Genomic DNA, 19,809 nt, shown 5'->3' with positions numbered 1-19,809 from the left:
ATAATTACTGAATTAGAGATTAAGCTATATTTTAGCAAATCTTTCGAAAACCATTCATTATGAGAAAAATTTACCTCTTTATTTTGGGCTTTGTACTGGCATCGTGCACAGCCTCCCAGGCCCCCGTGGCCACTACCCCTGCTTCAGGGGCGAACGCAGCCTCCGCCACCAAGGACATTGCTGGTTTTACATCAGGAATGGAAAAGTATGAAGGCTTTTTTCCTTTTTACTGGGACTCCAAAAAAGGCAAAGTATACCTTGAAGTAAACAAACTAAATTTTGAGTTTTTATACATCAGCTCCCTGCCTGCCGGAATTGGCTCCAACGACATAGGGCTCGACAGAGGGCAGCTTGGTGGTGAGAAAGTTGTGAAGTTTGTCAGGAGCGGACCAAAAATACTGATGATCCAGCCCAACTACGACTACCGTGCCATCAGCGACGACGCACTTGAAAGAAAGTCGGTGGAGCAAGCATTTGCACAGTCGGCTATCTGGGGTTTTGATGTGCTGGCCGAAGAAGACTGGTCGACGCTCGTAGACTTTACCGATTTTCTCCTCAGAGATTCGCATGGGGTAAGTCAGCGACTAAGCAGAGCCAAACAAGGCAATTATAGCCTGGACAAAAGCCGGTCGATGATTTACACCGAAATGACCAAAAACTTTCCTGAAAACAGCGAGTTTGAGGCCACCATCACCTTTACAGGAACTCCAGCCGGAGCCTGGATCAGGTCGGTGGTGCCTTCACCGGAAGCTGTGACCGTCAGGATGCATCATTCCATGGTACAACTACCCGACTCAAGGTTCAAAACAAGGGCATTTGACCCAAGGTCGGGCTACTACGGCACCACATATATGGACTACGCCACGCCGATTGATGAACCCATTACCAAAAGAACCATCAACCGTCACAGATTAGAAAAGGTTGATCCTAATGCCGCAGTGAGCGAGGCAGTTGAGCCTATTATCTACTACCTCGACCCAGGCACACCCGAGCCCATTCGCTCAGCACTGCTTGAAGGGGCTGCATGGTGGAACCAGGCGTTTGAAGCGGCCGGTTACAAAGATGCCTTCCAGGTAAAAATGCTGCCTGAAGACGTGGATCCGATGGATGTTCGTTACAACCTGATTCAATGGATTCACCGGTCAACCAGGGGATGGTCTTACGGGGCGTCTGTTGCTGACCCAAGAACGGGCGAAATTATCAAAGGACATGTGAGCCTCGGCTCACTCAGGGCCCGTCAGGATTTTCTGATAGCAGAAGGGCTTTTGTCTCCGTATGAAGACGGCAAACAGGTTTCCGATGAAATGATGAAAATGGTGCTGGCCCGTATTCGCCAGCTCTCAGCACATGAAGTGGGGCACACGCTAGGCATTGTTCACAGCTATGCATCCAGTGTCAACAACAGAGCGTCGGTGATGGATTATCCGCACCCTTATGTAAAAATGGATGCGAACGGGAACATCGATCTTTCAGAAGCCTATGCAGTTGGTATTGGTGAGTTGGACAAGCAAATAATTAAATATGGCTATTCTGACTTTCCCGACGGAACCGACGAAGCAGCGGAGCTTGATAAAATCATCAAAGAGACTTTCAGCAAAGGCCTTATGCATATTACCGACCAGGATTCAAGACCTGTTGGCGGTGCGCATCCTTATTCCCACCTGTGGGACAATGGCCCCGATGCCGCTGACGAGCTGAACAGAATGATGGTGGTGAGAAGAAAAATACTTGATAACTTTTCTGAAAAGACCATTCGTGCCAACGCTCCCATGGCGCTGATAGAAGAAGCATTGGCTCCAATGTACTTGTTCCATCGCTATCAGGTAGACGCCACATCGAAAGTGGTCGGCGGACTCAACTACAACTACGCCATGAAAGGGGACGGGCAATTCACTACCAGATATTTGGAGCCTGCCATGCAAATGAAAGCGTTCGATGCGCTGTTGGCCACGATGACTCCAGAAGCTTTGGCCTTGCCCGAAAAGCTCATTCAGCAAATTCCTCCCAGGCCTTACGGCTATCCGAGAACGAGAGAAACATTTGAGGCTAGAACAGGCGTAGAGTTCGATCCCTTGTCGGCTGTTGAAACGGCTGCTGATTTGACGTTATCTTACCTGATCCACCCGGAAAGAGCGACAAGGCTTGTTGAGCACCATGCCCGCAACGCTGCACAGCCTGACTTTAGCTCACTTCTCAGCAAATTGACAGCCAGCACATGGAAGAAAGCTCATCCTGCCGGCTATCATGGAGAAATCATGCGCACTGTCGACAAGCTGGTGATGTACCACCTGATGAACCTCAGTATCAATACCGACGCCAGCGATCAGGCAAGAGCTATTACCTACCTGCAGTTGAAAGACCTGAAAAGCTGGATCGATGCGAAGGTGAAGTCTGAAAATGATTCAGATCAGAAGGCGCATTTGACCTTGGCCTCTGCTCAGCTTGGTCTGTTTTTCGAGAAGCCAGAAGTTGTCAAAGAATACTACAAAGAAACGAAAGCGCCTGACGGCTCTCCCATTGGCATGGACGAGGGAATGGCGTGCGGATTTTGAGCAAAAAAGTGTTCCGGGGTGCTTGGCACCCCGGAACTTTTCTCAACCAATAGAACCGGTTTGTGGAGAACACCTTGCAGTTTTACCAGTGTTCTTGCTACCTCATATCTTCACGGAAGTAACCTGCAAGAGATTTAGGATTGACGAAAAGCTGGCCCAAATTACGGCATTCGCCTCTCACTTATACCAATGAATCCAGGCACCGTCAAACCCCCGATTCCTGATATTCTGCATAGCAATAACTGCCATTTCGAGCGTGTCATATCGCCTTGTTGCTATATAGTATTGTGATTTCTCCTTATCATGAATCAGCTTCGTTTCAAATGGCAGCGGTGTTAGCTCTTCTTTTATTTTTGTCAATTCCGTCGAATTATGAAAAGAGTAAATGACCAGGTAGTAACCAGGCTCTACTTCCTGTTTTGTAGCCTCATCCACCGTATTGTTTCGCTCCGCTTCTTCAAATTTATCAAGGAAATCCCTTTGCTGCACTCTGACCGTGTCTTGCTGGTTTGTTAGCAAGTCAAGCTTCCTCAAAATTTCGGACTGAACCTGGCGTGCAGAATCTTTGTCAGCATTGAGTCTATTTAAAATCCTTTGGTTAGTGTCTTCAATGGTGCTAAGCTTCTTGACATTATCAGCGCCCGTTCTTCGAAACAAAAACCTGACAGAAAAATTGTTGGACACCCCTGTTCCAGAAAACCCGCCGATCGGATTTGCAAATGCATATCCCAGTGCTATTGGCCCCGATTGAAATTCGACCCTCACTCCAACAGTGTTGTTGGTTCGATATCCCAAGCCCGCAGTGAGTGTGTTTTTCCACGATGCCATCACCATGCCCTCCACCTGCCGGTCGACAGGAGCGCCAAAATAGGTAACCGAGGGGGTCACTTTGAAGTCATTTAGAGGAATCACGTAGGAAGCACCACCGCTTATGAACGGATTGAATTCATTGTTGTCACTATGAGTTTCAGGAAGTGCAAAGTTGACGATGAGCTTGTCATAGCTGTAAGTAAGCCCTACTCCCAAACCGAATTTTGCCCTATTATAATTGCCGCCGTTAAGCACCGGGTCACTTAAATTGCCAACAATATTGTCAGTGTCGATGATATTATTTTTCAAATAGGTACTTAAGCCCGCCGACAGTGTTTGCTTTGGCGCAAGGTTCACCTTGTAACCCGTGCTAATTCCATAATGGTACATGTTCAATACTCCAGAGGCACTTCGGTTGACCAGGCCAGCAAACGACAACCGCTTTGATGAATGAAACACACCTCCCACCTGAAACTCTTCGGGGGGTGATGCCAGGCCTGCCCACTTTCTGCCATACTCCAGGAAGACCTGCTCCGGATCGTGAACTACCATTGCCGGATTTAATATGTAGTTGTGGTTTTTTTGAAAATAGCCGAAATGCAAATCCTGGGCAAAGGAGGTTTTACCCACGACTACAATAGTCAATATTATCACCAGCTTTTTCATGGTCAATAAATTAAAGTGATATAGCCTCTCAGCACCTTTTTAGTCGAAAGGTTTTTGATATTGTACCAATAGGTTCCAAGTGGCAGCCTATTTCCCTTGTAGGTACCATCCCAGGGGCTGCTGTAACCGGTCTGGTTAAATATCAGTTCACCTCCCTGACTTCTTATTTCGAACCGATAATCAGTATAGCGCTCTGGCTCCGCTATCTCCCAGGTGTCGTTGATGCCATCGCCATTGGGGGAAATAATGTTGTTGGCGACTATAACATCTTGTTCCCCAGCTATTTTGAGGGTGTAGATCCTTTCGTTGAATAAGCCCTCAGAAAAAACATGCAACTCCACGGGTTCGGCATAGCTCATTGAGGCTTCTCCCGAGGCCCATTGCTGCCCCTCTACTGCTAAAACTGCACCCTCTGACAACACGAATGAAACAGGCAGGTCTGTCAAGGGCGAAGACGCATCAATTATTGCACTAATTTCATCTGAGCCAATTTTTACATCCAGGGTATTCGGGCCCAGGTCAAATGAAAGTATTTCATTGCCCTCTTTCAACATCGGCTCGGCCACTACCATAGGTAGCTCCACATCGCCAATAATGGCGTCTACTTCAAATTGCAGGTCAGCAGTTGGAACTTCAACGACCCCACCATCTGCGTAAACCTCGAACCTGACCTGGCTTTGTATATCCCCCGAGTTTCCAAAAACGACCATAAAAAACAGGTATCTACCTGTAGCTTCATTAAGCATTGGTGAAGCCACGCCAACACACTTTTCGCCAATGAATGCACCCACTTTTGCCTCATCAGAACTAATTTCCTGCCCTCCCAGCCAGGCAGTGCCCACTATGGACATACTATGCTCAAACTCACTAGGGTTGACACTCCAGTCGGGCTGGGCCAAAGCGATTGAACGTAAAAGATTGAAGCAGGTCAACAATACAATTAACCTCAGGCTTCTGGTTGCTCTTTGATGATTGTTGCCTGGCATCCTTTAGTTTATTTAATAATTATCAATTTCGATTCAGCAGTTCCCTCATCGAAAATCACCCGCAAAGTATACACCCCGGGTGCCCTGGTCACTCTGATTTCGCCCTCGAATGCGCCTTCGACCGGCTGTTCTTTCATCCAAATGATGTTTCCTTGCATGTCGACAAGCTGGATAATTACTCCTACGTCGTCAACGGAGTTTATACTATAGTTGAAAGTTCCGTTGCTCGGGTTCGGATAAATGTGCAGATTTCTATGGTTGAGCTCAAACTCTCCCTCCTTCAAAACCATTGGATCATCGAGGCGCCCTTTCACATACGCTGTGCTATGCTCAGGTTCCTTGCTTAATTCAAGCGGCAGTGTCATACCATCCCGCTTCAGCGAATACACTACTCCCTCATGAGTATCATCAATGCTGATAAAATACCTCGTTCGGCCATCCTCAAGCATTGTCCAAAAGGCCTCACCAACTACTTTACCTCCCGACATGGCCAACAGTATGTCACCCTCCAGATAAAGTCCATCTTCCATGCCTACCACAACAGATATCGTACTTTCGGATTGAGAACTATGCAAAGCCTCCTGCTCCGTTGACCTTTCTCTGCTTGAGGAAGCATCAAAACTCCGGTATTTGAATGATCCGCCATTCTGACTCCTCATCATGTAACCTTTACCTGGCTTCAAATGAGTCAGGCTGCCTACCCAGCCTAATCGGTCATCATAGAGAGCGAAAGAAACCTGGTCTTTCAATACATCATTAGGGGTGGCGTCCAAAAGTCCCAAAGCCACATTTATCGGTGTTTTTTGCCGGCTAGGGTAGCTCAGCCAATTCCAGCCCGGTAATAAAGTGTACACAAGACTATCAATATTAAGTGGCTTTCCTTCAAGTTGCAGGATAGAGGGTGACGCCACCTTAATCTTATAGGCGCTCGCAGAACCTACGTCGGTGAGACTGCCCGACCAACCAAAGGCTGAGTTATACTGTGCAAATGAGGCAGCACTTTTTATATAATCGCCATCAGAAAGTGACACCCCTTCAAAAAGACCCTCAGTATCGAACCCCGGGGGTAGGCCGACTGAGAATGACACCCAGTTCCAGCCCGCTGCCAGTGTTATTTCCTGCTGAACAGATTCATTGGGTTGAATTTTAACAGGCCCGGAGAAGGAGCCAAGGATCTCGTTAGAAACAAAAGTGACTTCTGGCGTAACATCAGGATACAGCGTGCCTGCACTTGCGTCCCAAACTTTTAAGTCAACCTGTTCTCCCGCTGGCTGGTTACCATAAACTGTGAGGAAAACAAAATACAGATCGTACGCCTCGTTGTATTTAAGCTCGGTCACCCCTCGCACTTCGTCGCCCACAAAAGCCGCTACCATATCCAACTCATCCGAAGAGATGTTTCCTCCTATGTCCAAAATTCCGATGATGTTCATAGAAAACTCAAACTCCGTAGGATCGACTGCCCAGGTTGGCGGAGTATCAAGCACTCTTATATCCACAAGCATTTTCTCATCAAAGTTGAAATCTGTGTTGAGAAAAAGATCCAGTGTGTATTGACCCGTGCCAAGATCAGGGTCAATTTCAAACACCACGCTACTACTACTGTTGGGAGCCAGGGTTCCCGTGGTTTCTGTTGCTGTTAACCAGGAGGGAAGGTTTTCTATGCTGAATGGTTGCACTTTGCCGCCTTTGTTGAGCAAAGTCAATTCAAAACTCAGTGGATCGTCTGCCTGCTTTTGCAGTGCAATTTGTTGTGTGCCATCTTGGGCAAACCAGGAAACTTCATTCCTTCTAACGTAGGCACTCCATGTAACCGGAGAGCTTTGTCTGTTACCATGCACATCAAACATTCTGTCGATTGTAATATCAATAATCTGGCCTTCCAACACAGACCAATCGCTAACCAGTGGAGTAAGGATAATTTCATCGCCATTGATCACATGCGACACCTCAAAGTTGAGATACTCACGCTGCAACTTTATTTTTGGCGCATCGTCGCTATAAGCCACAGCGCTGCCAACAAGTGCTGCGTTACTTGGCAGCACGGTTTCATTAGCTGCCAAATGAAAATATTCCGGGCCACTACCTGTGGGCACCTCAGGTGCATTGAATCTTCCATATAGCATTAGGCCAATCTCATTGAAGGCGACTTCATTGAATCGATCACGGCTTACTTGTTCAAAAGACCTGGCCATGTTCCACAGGCGTATTTCATCAAGCTTTCCGGTGTAAATTTCATCTACTGTCTCCTCGTTGGATGTGCTGATAAAGCCTCTGGCACCAATCCATATTTTATTGCCCGATATGCCGCCTATGTCATTGACTGGGTTGGTGGTCTCAAGCTTTGCATCGACATATGTGTTGAGTGAGCCGGTTCGCCTCAGCACCATGGCCACATGATGCCAGTTGTTGTCGGCTATGTTGGAAGAAGATATTGTGTGGCGAATGCCTTCGCTATTGAAATATAAAAGCCCGTTCTCCATGGCAACTGCCCATTTGTTAGCTCTTCCATTCGACTGTGTCTGGTCATCACCATTTCCACGTCCATTGGAAAATAGTGTGGCTTTCTGCAAGTTATCCGTCTTCACCCAAAAAGACAGGGTCACGTCCATTTCATCGGTCAACTGTACAAAACCGACGTCGTTTAGCTCGAGATAGGAGCTTCCATCAAACGAGTAGGAAGACCCCTTAGGCTTAATGTCCCAATCGGCATTAATTCTTGCGTTTTTATATCGGGCCAGGTCGTTGGCAAATTCCCCATGACCTTCATTCATTGGCCAGTAACCTACCAGGTTTCTCTCCGTACCTATGAGCTCTTTCGATTTGTTTGCATTGGCATCGGCCAGGGAGAGCCATTTTGTCCAGAACCGAAGATCATGTAGGTTGCCGACAAATGTGTTGCCTCCAATGACAATAGAACTCTCATTTTGAATATTGATGTTTGTTACATTTTCCAGCGAGCCGAGGTTCAGGTCATCAAGATAGATGCTCATTTGCTCAAACTCATCGTTGTAGGTAAGCACGTAATGATGAAAAAGTTCATCAGTGCCGTAGTCAACAGAAAGCACTTTTCCACCGAGTGTCCATTGCAGCTTTCCTGAAACTATGGCCAGGGACATGCCACCTGCCTGCGAGAAGATGACAGCATTGCCCGGTGTTTGGTTGGCCATCCAAAATTCGATTGAAAAGCTTCCATTAACCAAACTGGGATTCTCCAGCACCGCTGTATTATCGGTGCCATCGAAATAAACCGACACACTGTGATTCACTTCCTGCTGATTGGTCTCACCTTTAATCTCAATTTTACTGATGGCTGAGCTATACAGAATCTCTTCGTTGAACTGAGCTCTTATGTCCTCACCAGCGCCCAAAATGCCATCGGAAGGCGTCGGCGTGCCAAACTGAACCGGAACATTAAGATCCACGGTGCCCCTTACCACGTCCGAAGTAAACACTGTGCCATTGCTACAGTTTGAGATGGCTCTCAACTCATACACGCCGTCCGATAGACCTAATGCGCCCACGTCCCACGGGTAGGAAGTAGTATTGTCGGTAATAAGTGTGCCCTGATCTTCTCCTTGAAGGATAGCTTCGTCCAGTAATTCCTGGGTATTATAGTAAGTTCTCAACCTGGTCCATGTTGAAGACGTTGCCTTTCGGTATTCCAGACGGTATTTTTCAAAGCTGCTAAAGGCCCGGTCGTACCCAAACATCGAAACATTTAAAGGGTTAGTCGTATTGTCACTATTGTAGGCGTCTCCGGCATTGAAAACCCAGTTTTCAAGGGGAGCCTCAAGTTCCACGGCAGTACAGGAGGGTCGGAAAATAGCTGAGACTGTTACCTTATCAAGCACGTCAGAGGCATCACACAACGAGGACAAAACGATGTCGATATCCTTGTATTCGTACACATCGGAAATAGACTTTTCAAGGGTGAGAGCATATTCAATTTTTTCGCCGTAAGGAACAAATACCACTGTGCCATTATCTGAGATGTTGACTACCGCATTGTTGGGGTTCGTGGTGTTATCGACCTGAAGTGTAAAGTACGCATCCGCCTCCGCAACACTATTGTTTTCTAAAATCAATTTAAACTCTGCTGGCCGGGTTTCCGGCACATCAACTACACTAGCCACCTCCACACTGATACCTGGCACCTCAACCTGTTGCGTGGCATAACTTATCTGATCACCCCCCGAATAAATGACGCCAGCGGTGTCTGTCTCATAGCTGTATTCACTGTTGTTGTAAAATGTGGTAAGGTCAACTCCTTCGTAAGGGCATGACGTGCGGCCGCCAATGGTGCTAAAAACTGGCCCATTTCCGTCAAAAGCATTCACCACGTCGACACTCAAAAAATTGTAGCTATCATTGTCTTTAAGAGTATAGCTAACCGTTGTTGATTCCGACTCCTCCTGCGTTAAGGCATTGTTCATGGAGGTGTTGAGTGTATTGCTGGTATGCAGGATCAAGCCAGTCTTATTGATGTGAAAACCGAAAGTAGTTTCAAGTGAGGCGTCTATGTTGAATTTTATTGCCTTGGATTTTGTCTGAGCAATACTAATATTGCTTGAGTTGGTATAGGATCCCACGCCCGCATCAAACGAAACATTCTTTACGAATTCCGATTCCAGAAAGTCTACTTTTTTTTGAAGCAGCCCCTTTTTTGTGTTGATAAAATCAACCGCAGCAGCAAGCGACTGAATACCTACCGGCACTACATTAAGCGCCCCAGCATATATCCCACCAACCGTAAGCACTTCACCAATTGTTTGAATAGCCAGCAAATAGTCATCCAGCGCTTTTATTTCCTTTTCAAGATTGGACTTAATCCTGTCCTTATAGTTTTCACGGTCCGACAACGCCAAATACTTGGTGCGCTCATTATCCTGTATCACTTTCTTCCATAAGCGTATCTGCTCTTCATACTGAGACTTCAATAGTACGCCCGGTGTGTTTTCGTCAATGGTACCTAGCTCTATTCCCTCGATGATACCCTCCAATTCCGGGATCAGCGTTTGCAGGATATGTCTTTGTGAATAAATGAAAAAAGTTTCTGACGGCTCTTCTGAAAAATAAAATGCTTTTTGTTTGCTCACATATATCGACTCTCCGCTGGCATTGGTGAGCACCAATGATGGATCGCTTCCTAACTGAACTGAGCTAACCCTCACATTATCGTAAGAGCCGTAGAAGTAGTTTTTAGTGTTGCCTATGTAAAGGTCAGCGTCACTTCCAACAAATGATGGATCATCGCTGGTGGATATTGTTTCGTTAAAAGTGTATGTTTTTGTAATAGTTTTTCCGTTCGTTGACTCAACGGCCAAGCCTATGCCTCCCGTGATGCTATTGACAGCTTCTGCCTCAATCACCGGCCCTGCCAATCCTCCTCCTGCGGCAAACTTCGTCCCCAGTTTCATTTCTACTTTCGTCTCCGCAGTTTGTCCTATTACGAAGCTTGCGTCCTCAGAAAAGGAGATGCTTTTACCGCTCTCAATTGATGCAAAACTGTTTGATCCCGGAGGATCCCGCAGGATAATGTCAGGAACTTCGGGCGCCTCGGTTACGAAGGCCTGACTGCCGTCTGACTGTCCTCCGAGAATAATCCCTTCTGTCTCATAGTTTCTGGCGTCGTAGTCCTTTCCGTCGACCCGATATTTGATGTCTATTGAGCGTGTGAAGGGAGCAGAAATTGATGGAAGGCCAGCCGTGAAGTAGTAGGTAGAAATGCTCTGAATATCTTCATCAACTTCAACCCTCTCTGACTTAGCCAGCGCCAGGTTGTTGGTAATATTAAATTCTCCGTCAACAATTGGCACCCTGTCAAACACCTCATTTCCGGCTCCTGCATCCTGATTTACATACTCTTCAAATGTCTCAAAAACAATAGCATAGTCGACACCCTGTGTGTACACCGGGTATTGAAAGTCGTCCGTACTGATGGGTACTTGTGATGACGTTCCATCTGCGTTATCGACAACCACCAGCACTTCAGTGTCTGAAGACTGCGAAACTACATTAAGCACCGGTGTGGAACGGTAGGTGAAGCTTTTTACGAAATGGTAGAGTTCAGAATTAACAGTTGCTCCATCGGGATCAATATATTCGCTTGAAATGGGGTCTTTGGCCTGCGAAAGGTTGACCGTTTCGTTGGCGTCGAGCAGTTGAATGCCTGCATTATTAATTATCCGAAGGCCGCCCGACTGATTGATTGTATAACTGACAGGGAGAAGCTCGGCCCGGTACTCTCCCGTTTCTTCATTGGTATAAACGATATGTTCTAATTCACCAATTCCTGGTGTGCCTCCAAAAGGAAGATAGTTCAGCGTAATCTCCGCCTGGCCAATATTATTGATGGAGCTAATGTCGACGGTCTCCTCCTCTGGGTCACCTTCATTGTACGTTTCTTTGAGCGGCCCTTCTGCGCCAAAGCCAATGGACTTTGCAGACTCTATTGTGCCACCAACTACCCTGCCCACCAAAGACACTCTCGTAGTATCAAGAAAAGTTACAGCCGATTCCTGATGTTCAAAGAATTCGAAGAGATCGTTTCCGTCGTCCCTGGCGGCGGGAAACCGGCCGGAATAAGTAAAATAGTGCTTGTCCTTTTTTACCTCAATATAATGATTGCCAATTGGAACACTGATTTCAAAGGCTCCATTCTGCCCACTCAGTACTGGCCGTTTGTCTTTGTCGAGAACAATTTCTCCATCTATATAAATGTTAGCTCCCTCAACAAACACTTTGGGGGTTTCAAATAAGACCTCCAATGCGTCATCGAAGTAATTCTCTCCCTTGCTAAGGTTTTGAAGATTGCTATTTACGATTGCCCTGTACTCATTGTAAGTGCCCTCACTCACACTTCCGGGCGTCACGTTCTCCACCTCGGCAATGGGATCAAACACTCCTTTGGTGAGAAACATTACTTTCCCTTTGAAAATAAAAGACGAAATATCCCTAAAATCAATCTTGTTGATGATCTCTGAGCCTGCCCCTATAAAAACAAGCTGTTGAGACGGCTCAAATTCATGCACGCCATATAGCGGGGTAATATTATAAGACTCTCCTGAGCCCGTATACGGAATAGCAGAAATGATATAATTACCATTTTCGTCGGTCACGCCCAAAATGCCTAGCTGTGAAGAAGTAGGTTTTAAGTCGGACCACCGTGAGTCGCTGCTAATTATTTCACCATGGTTCTTGTTGAATTCGAAGCCCACCTTTGAGATGTCATAGGCATACTTGCCAGCTTGTTCGTCGCAGCGCACATAGCTAACAAGGTGCATCTCACCCCCTCCCAAATACCGCTTGAAATCGGTTCGGATTCTAACATCATCAAGTGCTGTTTTCCAAACCCTGATTTCATCAACATTGCCAGTCAGGTCTTTGGCAATAACAACATCGTTAATTAAAAATGGAGAGAACAATAGGTCGCCTGATTCAGTAATCACTGGCTTTTCTTCATCGGGGGTTTCAGGGTGCAATGATTGCAAGTAGTCGCCATCTATTCTTCTTCCGTTAAGAAAGAAAATAGGTGATTCCCCACTTTTGAATACAATGCTCAAATGAAAAAACTCTGGTGCCAGATCCCCGATAGGCTCTAACACATCAAAGCCACGCCCATCCACATTGCCTGTTGGGAAATACTTTTCCAGCTTAAAACTTCTATCCTGGCCATTTGCAGAGGCCATTACTTCAAGATAGGTGTCTTCTCGGGTAACAACTACCTGCAGGTCTTCGAGTACCGTTGGCACGTCATTGATTTCCGATAGGTTGAACAAAGTGAAAGGAGTGGAATTGTTGACCTTAAGCCAGGCTTGGAGGGTGACATCTGTCCCTCCAAGCTCTTCCTTTGGCATAGGCACATGTAGGTTTTGAGAACCATCAAACAGCAGGCTGGCTCCGAAAACCGTGGTTCCACCTTGCGGGTCAGCCCTTACTACAACGTCCTTTACCGGACTTCCTCCATCAAAGCTGACATTTCCGGTAACTACGCCGGTGGGGTTGCGGTAGCCAACACCTGTAATGTAGGTTAGATACTTCGAAGAAATAACAGATACACCAACAGCCTCAACCTTGTATTCATATAGCTTACCCCCCTGCACATTCGAGTCTTCAAACTGATAAGCATCACGTTGAAGGGTGGCTATTTGAGTAAAACCAGATATGTCGTCGGTGTTTGAATCATTAAATAACCGACGATAAATTTTTATCTGTGTAACAGCCTCCTCATTCTGCCCGATCGTCCAGCTGATTAAAATTTTATCGCTAAAGTACCCTTTCGACACCTCAAACAATGCCTCATCGAAAGTGCTCTTTATGTAAAGAACACCGTACGGGAAATGCAGACTGACCTTGTTATTGTCAGCAGTTTCTGTGTATCCATAGTGAATGGGGCTGCCAACATGAAGATCAATAGTTGCCGCATTGCCTGAAGTAGGTTTGCCAATTACAGATGTGGAGGTTGAAATAGTCTGTGGGTCAGACTCCGTTTGCGCCCAAACGCAATTGATTAATAATAGCAGATGGGCTGCAATGATTAATTTTTTCATCATGATTGCGGTTCATTTCTGCTATAACTTAATGATGTAGTTGATACCATAACTTACAGGCCTGGTCTCGGCGAGGCCGCCTGTTAAAGCGGTAGACCCTGTGATCGAATGGTCGTGGCCACCCCCAGCATTGGTGGTTTTATTAGTTGATCCGTCACTATACCCGCTTCCATAACGCAAATCAGTTCCGTCGTCTCCGTCGCTATAAGCATAATCTTGCCCAAAGTTCGTCGAGTGTGTATGATCACCCGAATTATTCGGTACATCAAGAGTGCCAACACCATGAAGGTGGTTTTCGAAACCATCGGCCTGTGTGCCTTTGAGCGATGGCCCAGACTGTCCATTTACCGGGCTGTTACCTGTTCCTCGCAAAAACATTCCTCTTAAATCCGGTGCGTTGTTGTTGCCAAGCAATGCGATTAAGGGTGCAGCCCCTGCCACGCTTGTCAACGATTGTCCATTACATAAAACCCAACCTGCGGGAGCAGTGGTGCCAATAAATGGCAGAATTGACCCTGTTGGAACACCATTGTCGGCGGCTTTGGCATAAGGGCTATATTGAAAGGGAGAATTGGAGATTTCCGTCGTTACACCATCAATTTCTACACTTATCACCAGCGACAGTTTTTCGTGGTGAAACATGATTTCGTCAAACGGGTCAGTGGTGGCATTCCCCGTTCCAATGATATGGGAAAAAACACCAAAGGCATCCGTCATAATGGTGGCAGTTTCGTTGTAAATCGTCGTACCGCCTGGGTTTTTGAGCGTAAAAGTGAAAGTCAGGTTTTTGCTCACAAGCGCTGTTTTCCCGCTGTTCCTGGCGATGCCCTGAACAGCGATGCCGTTGTTTTGAGCATTCGCAAATTGATATAATAAACAGCAAAGCAAAGCAATTACAAATGGTTTCATGAAGATTGGTTTTTGTGGAAAGTTGACGGAGAAAATTCGACAAACTAACCAGTGAAGTTCTGTTTCAAATAGCCTATATATGCCAATTGCCGATAAAAGGGCACTCCACATACTCGATTCGAAAAACTGTGTGAAATTTCTTTCATCAAATACGATGATATTCCATGGTAGAAATAGCTTTGTTCGATCCGAGCTGATTTATATTATACCAAGTTGCTAGATGATCACTTGTTTCGCAATAGGGGATAACCCTCATTTTTCGAAACCAATGGCTGCTAAATCTCTCCTATTTTAGATTTGTGGGCATATACCCATCGGATAAGGCTGTTCTTTACTGCTGAAAGCTTTAGCTTTTTACAAATATGATAACGGTGATTTTCTACTGTTTTAGGCGACAAAAATAGGAGCTCGGCAATTTCAACCGAGGTTTTGTTTTTGGCAATAAGCCTGATAATCTTCCGCTCTGCCGGTGTGAGTTTGTTGAGAAGGCCAGATGGCAAGCCTAAATGCTCCTGGGAATCAATGTTTTGAAGTGCTACTTTCACAGCTACCTTTACTTGGTCTCTACTGAAGGGCTTTATTATATAGTTCATTGGCTGAGTGTTCAGCGCTTTTTTTATAGTTGAAGGGTTGCCGTGAGCGGTAATATAAATGATCTCAGTATGCAAAATATTCCGAATAGCTCTGGCAATAGCAACACCATCTTTTTCTTCTTTCAGGTTTATATCCAGCAAAACGAGCTCCGGCCTGAATTGTCGGGCGATTTCCAGTGCCTCGAGGGAAGAATTGGCTATTCGAAGATCCGTTGCTTCAACTTCCTTTAAGCACCGCTCAATGTCTCTGGCGATGATCATCTCATCCTCGATAATAAGTATTCGCCTATTTGTCATTGTTAGAAAAGGGCATAGTAATGCTAAATTTTGATCCTTCATCATGCTCGTAGGTAATTTCACCTTTGAGCTGGTGCACCAAGTCATAAACAAGCCGAAGGCCTAGCGAATTGAATATAGGATTTGTTTGGCGAAAACCAGCTATTCCCGGGCCTGAGTCGTGAACAACAAGCGCTATCTTGTGTGATCCTAACCTTTTGGCCTTTATTAGTAACCGCTTGGACAGCTGATTGTGAAAGGCGTGTTTGTATGCATTCGTGATAAGCTCATTCAGAATAAGGCCGACAGGAATAGCTGTATCTGTATTAATCATGATTGAATCGCAAGCCATTTCTATGTGAGGGCCTTCGTTCTCATGGTCTAATGAGGTAGTCACATTTTTGAGAAGCTCACTGATGTAATTTGCTATGTCAACTTTTTGTAAGTCGTCCGTCTTATATAAATTTTGATGAACAAGGATCATACTCATGATCCTGGATTGGCTGTTTTCGAGCGCTGCTCTTGCATTCACCTCAGCAGTGTGCTCTTTCTGTAGGCTGAGCAGGCTATAGATCACCTGTAAGTTATTTTTTACCCGGTGATGGATTTCTTTCAAAAGCAGTTCCTTTTCTTCTAAATTTCTTTGGATCGCCAAGTTTTCGGCCGCCTTAATCCCAAGCTCACCTTTCCGTTGTTCCGCCTGAAATTTGAATAAATTAATACGCTCGGCCATGCCAACCGAAAACCACAAAGCCTCTATCAACACGCCAAACATGCCGACATGCAGTGTGAAAGTGTTGACGGGTAATATTGCTAGCTGGGACAGGATCGTAATAAATGCACCAACCAGGTAAAAGGAAAAAGCTATTTTAAAATAGTGCCCCAGGCTAAATCCAGCTTTTTCGCTGACTCTCATTGCCCGCACTACCCAAATGAGAAGAAATACCGGAAGGTAATAGTTTGCATAGATCAAAAACGATAAATCGATCCAAGACAAAGCAAAAAAAGGCAAATAACTCAGCATCCAAATGCGGCCATAGCGCACAAGGTGAGGGGCAACCTTATTAAGCGTCAGAAACCGAATAATGAATTCTGCCGTAAGCCAGCCTGTTATTGGCATTATTACCCAAATAGAGGCCTCGTTCCAGCGATACGATTCGGGCCACAACCACACAGCAAAATATCCGTAAGCCGTAAGCCATAAAACAAGGAATACAACCTCCCTGACCACATAAAGCAGGTAAATTACTTCCGGAACCGAAAAATAAAGTAGTAAGTTATAAACAATAAGGGCGAGCAGCACACCTGAGACAAGTGCCATCAAGATGTCAGTATAATACATGCTCTTGTGAATACTTGCTGAAGAAAAAAGCTGCGGCACCAACGAGGTTAGCTTGTTGTCTTGTCTTTTACTCCCAAAAACCAAGTCAATCCTAGACTTCCCCTTTGGGACATGCAGCTCCAATAAGGGGCTTTGCGGAATGCCCAATAGGTGTCGGCCCTTTACGGAAGGAAAAATCCAGCCCCCTCGATTTTCGTCAATCAATTTCCCGTTGGCATCATAGATTACAACTTGCAAAGTGTCATACTCCCCGGTCGCCAACACCCAGTCTTCTATACCACTTGTGTTTTCCAGCCAAAAGGACTGCCTGCCATGGCCTTCAGAAAACAACACAACACTGGTCTCGTCAACAAGGCCAGATGTTTGGTGAGCCCCCCGAGCTGAAAGCGTTATTGCAGATAGTATAAGGCATAGTGTCAACTGCACAGAATGAATAAAGACAAAAAAGGGGAGAAAACTGTGCTGTTTGTTAAAAAGCTTGGCCGCTATCTGCCAAAAATTAGCTGAACATTTTTTCTTTTTAACCCTCTTTTCTCGGCGACCTACTACCGATGCTGATCCTTCAGCAGATCAGTTACTTTCTTCACAGGGTTAAATGTTGAAACAGGCACTTCAACAAACACGGTGTTCCAATTACTCATCGAACCATTCCAAAGGCCGGGGAGCTCCTGTGCTTTCAACGCCTTGCCATCCTTCGATTTTTCGGTAATAAATCCCGTTTTAGGATCAGTGAACTTCATCAGGTCGAACTTCTTGCCCTTATAGTCTTTGGTACCACAAACCAGATCCACCGGATTAAAGTGTGTGCTCTCCTCGAATATTTTCTTTTGTCCAGCATCCTTCAAATCAACCTGCGCACTTTCCACGATCTGTAGCGACACTGTGCCGTCAGGGTTTTTGCACCAAAAAGGCCCCCCTCCAGGCTCTCCTTCGTTTTTCACCATGCCACAAATGCGGATGGGTCGGTTGAATTTGCTTCTGAGATAAGCCGACCTTTCCTCAGCGGATGCTGTTCTGGCCGTCGTGTGATTACTGGTGCAAAGCTCTTTTTCCAAAAAGTCGTACATGGTGTCAAGGTCGGCCGCACTTGCACTGCCAGCTTCAAGTTTTTCAAGGAACCCAAAAATCTTACTTTGGTACTCCAACAGCAGGCTGGCAATTACCTTCTTATAGATAAATGTATCTTCCTTCAATCGGTCGGGCACCACGTTGTCGATGTTCTTCACGAAAATCACGTCTCCGTTGAGATCGTTCAGGTTCGCTAGCAGTGCTCCATGACCCGCCGGGCGAAAAAGTAGCCCGCCGTCGTTTTCCCTGAAGGGTTGATTACTCATGTCCACGGCTATGGTATCAGTAGATGCCTTCTGCTCTGAAAAGCTTACTTCGAATTTTACGCCATACTGTTTTTCATAACCATCCTGCACAGCATCCACATGCTCTTTGAATTTGGTTCGGTGTTCTGGACTTACTGTAAAATGCAACTTTACGCTGCCGTCCGACGATTTAGCATAGTTGGCTCCTTCCACAAAGTGCTCCTCGGCAGGAGTTCTGGCAACATTGTTCTTTTTATGAAATTTCAAAAGCCCCTTCGGCAACTGCCCGTAACCGAGTCCATTGTCGAGTAATAAGTACTCAAGAATTGAAACGTATTTTCTTTTCAGGTGAGCTTCCTCCAGCGACGTGCCTGACTTTGCATAAGCATTTTTCAAGTCATCGTAAAAAGCGAAATCCTCCAGCCGCTTGAAAAAATCAAACATGGAGCCACTTTTCTGATTGGCTGTGAGCTTTTGATAGTCAGCCTCCGAACCGGTGTACTCCTCCATAAAGCTGAAGAGATCCTTGAACATACGGCTGGCGGCACCCGAGGCTGGCACAAACTTTACGATGGCTTTTGAGGCAGTCGCACTCTCATAGGCTTTTAGGCGGCCTTCAATGTCTTTGTCCGACATCTTACTAAGGCCGTCGCCAATGGTGGCAGCCTTTTCCAGCCTCAAAGGAGGGAAGTCGTCTTTGAAGTTTTGAATTTGAGCTTCCACCACGTCAGTTGAGGAGCCTCGCTTTTTAATGAAATCAATATCGCTGCTGGAAAACATTTCGTATGTCGTTTAAGTCGGCAATTAGCTTCACCTAATTAAGGTGAAGGGGTCGATAAATCCAAGGTTAAAATGGATAAGAATTCTTACTATAAGCTCCTTTGAGTTATTCGACGTAGGGTGTTACACTTTAAAAAATGTTAATTCGTAAAAATCAAAAGTCTTCGTAATTTGTCTACCTAAAGCATATGTCTCCATCATGAACGAATTTTTGACAATATCACCTACCTTCTACGGTATGAGCATCGTGCCGAAGAAATACTGGAAGGACTATGGCTTTGCGCTGCTCACTATTGCCGGAGCTGATGGGGATGTATCGGACCCCGAAATGGACTGGCTTACCGAAGACCTTGGGCAGTCTTTGAAGGTAGGCACCGACCTCATTGCTGCCTGGGAAGAGTTCGACTGGGAAAATGCTGACCTTGGCGAGATTTTCCAACGACTCAACCCTAATCAAATAGCCAACTATAGCAAACTGATGCTCTACGACGCCATCAGGATGTCTTATGCTGATGGGGATTTTTCTGACAAAGAGCGAGAAAGCGTAGATGAGTGTGCCCGAATTCTAAAGGTAAATAAAGAGACAGTAATGGCTATGGAGGCCCTTGTTGAAATGGAACGGGCTGCCGACAAACTCCGACAAACAATTCTTTAACCTCAACATCCAGCTAACCTATGGAAGCTCTATCTATCAGAATCATCAACATTCATTGCTACTTTTATGAAGAAAACGATGGTGACGAGGTCTTTCTGGTGATCAACAAAAAGAAAGTATGGCCTGTAGATGAAAAGTGGTACCGCATGAAGGCCGAATCACTGGAAGTTGATCATGTAATCGACGGGTTCAAAGTGAACGAAAAGGTTGATTTGGAGGTATGGGACTACGATTACCTTAGCCCCAACGATTACATGGGAAAAATCAGCATGCTTATTGACAAGCCAGGCGGGCCCTACACAACCGACATGCAGCTAGCCGACCCCAAGCAAATCGCCCGGTATTCTATCACCTGGGAAATCGTTAAGCCCTGAG

Annotated in this window: 10 protein-coding genes; 3 read left to right on the top strand and 7 right to left on the bottom strand. The window is 45.8% G+C overall.

Annotated features, from left to right (window positions below):
* The first annotated feature begins 59 nt into the window (after nucleotides 1-59).
* Complete coding sequence (locus tag RIF36_RS28125; protein WP_350121893.1) at nucleotides 60-2,552, top strand: zinc-dependent metalloprotease; 2,493 nt, start codon at nucleotides 60-62, stop codon at nucleotides 2,550-2,552.
* Nucleotides 2,553-2,729: 177 nt separating this feature from the next.
* On the opposite strand, the gene RIF36_RS28120 is transcribed toward RIF36_RS28125, so the two are convergent.
* From RIF36_RS28120 to RIF36_RS28090, 7 genes are all read right to left on the bottom strand, one after another.
* Nucleotides 2,730-4,028, bottom strand: a complete 1,299-nt coding sequence (locus RIF36_RS28120) for a type IX secretion system membrane protein PorP/SprF (RefSeq protein WP_350121895.1) — start codon at nucleotides 4,026-4,028, stop codon at nucleotides 2,730-2,732.
* A 2-nt stretch (nucleotides 4,029-4,030) separates the two neighbouring features.
* Nucleotides 4,031-5,014: a T9SS type B sorting domain-containing protein gene (locus RIF36_RS28115; protein ID WP_350121897.1), complete on the bottom strand. Its 984-nt coding sequence runs from the start codon at nucleotides 5,012-5,014 to the stop codon at nucleotides 4,031-4,033.
* A gap of 8 nt (nucleotides 5,015-5,022) precedes the next feature.
* Entirely contained in the window at nucleotides 5,023-13,569 is an 8,547-nt protein-coding gene (locus tag RIF36_RS28110) for a LamG-like jellyroll fold domain-containing protein (protein ID WP_350121899.1), read from the bottom strand.
* Between the two features lie 18 nt (nucleotides 13,570-13,587).
* A complete protein-coding gene (locus RIF36_RS28105) occupies nucleotides 13,588-14,475 on the bottom strand; it encodes a tail fiber protein (protein WP_350121901.1) in 888 nt (295 codons plus the stop codon).
* 275 nt (nucleotides 14,476-14,750) lie between these two features.
* On the bottom strand, nucleotides 14,751-15,365 hold the full coding sequence (locus RIF36_RS28100) for a response regulator transcription factor (protein WP_350121903.1): 615 nt from the start codon (nucleotides 15,363-15,365) through the stop codon (nucleotides 14,751-14,753).
* On the bottom strand, nucleotides 15,355-17,019 hold the full coding sequence (locus RIF36_RS28095; RefSeq protein WP_350121905.1) for a sensor histidine kinase: 1,665 nt from the start codon (nucleotides 17,017-17,019) through the stop codon (nucleotides 15,355-15,357). Before RIF36_RS28095 ends, RIF36_RS28100 begins: the two co-directional genes overlap by 11 nt.
* Before the next feature lie 212 nt (nucleotides 17,020-17,231).
* Complete coding sequence (locus RIF36_RS28090) at nucleotides 17,232-18,779, bottom strand: DUF4301 family protein (RefSeq protein WP_350121907.1); 1,548 nt, start codon at nucleotides 18,777-18,779, stop codon at nucleotides 17,232-17,234.
* Nucleotides 18,780-18,978: 199 nt separating this feature from the next.
* On the opposite strand from RIF36_RS28090, the gene RIF36_RS28085 reads away from it, so the two are divergent.
* Both RIF36_RS28085 and RIF36_RS28080 read left to right on the top strand, forming a co-directional pair.
* A complete protein-coding gene (locus tag RIF36_RS28085) occupies nucleotides 18,979-19,434 on the top strand; it encodes a TerB family tellurite resistance protein (protein ID WP_152001444.1) in 456 nt (151 codons plus the stop codon).
* Nucleotides 19,435-19,454: 20 nt separating this feature from the next.
* Complete coding sequence (locus tag RIF36_RS28080) at nucleotides 19,455-19,808, top strand: hypothetical protein (protein WP_350072458.1); 354 nt, start codon at nucleotides 19,455-19,457, stop codon at nucleotides 19,806-19,808.
* The last annotated feature ends 1 nt before the right edge of the window (nucleotide 19,809 follow it).

It is taken from the genome of Imperialibacter sp. (assembly GCF_040222815.1).
GTDB lineage: Bacteria > Bacteroidota > Bacteroidia > Cytophagales > Cyclobacteriaceae > Imperialibacter.
Note: the sequence above shows the minus strand (reverse complement) of the source record. Positions and strands in the feature narration are given on the sequence as shown.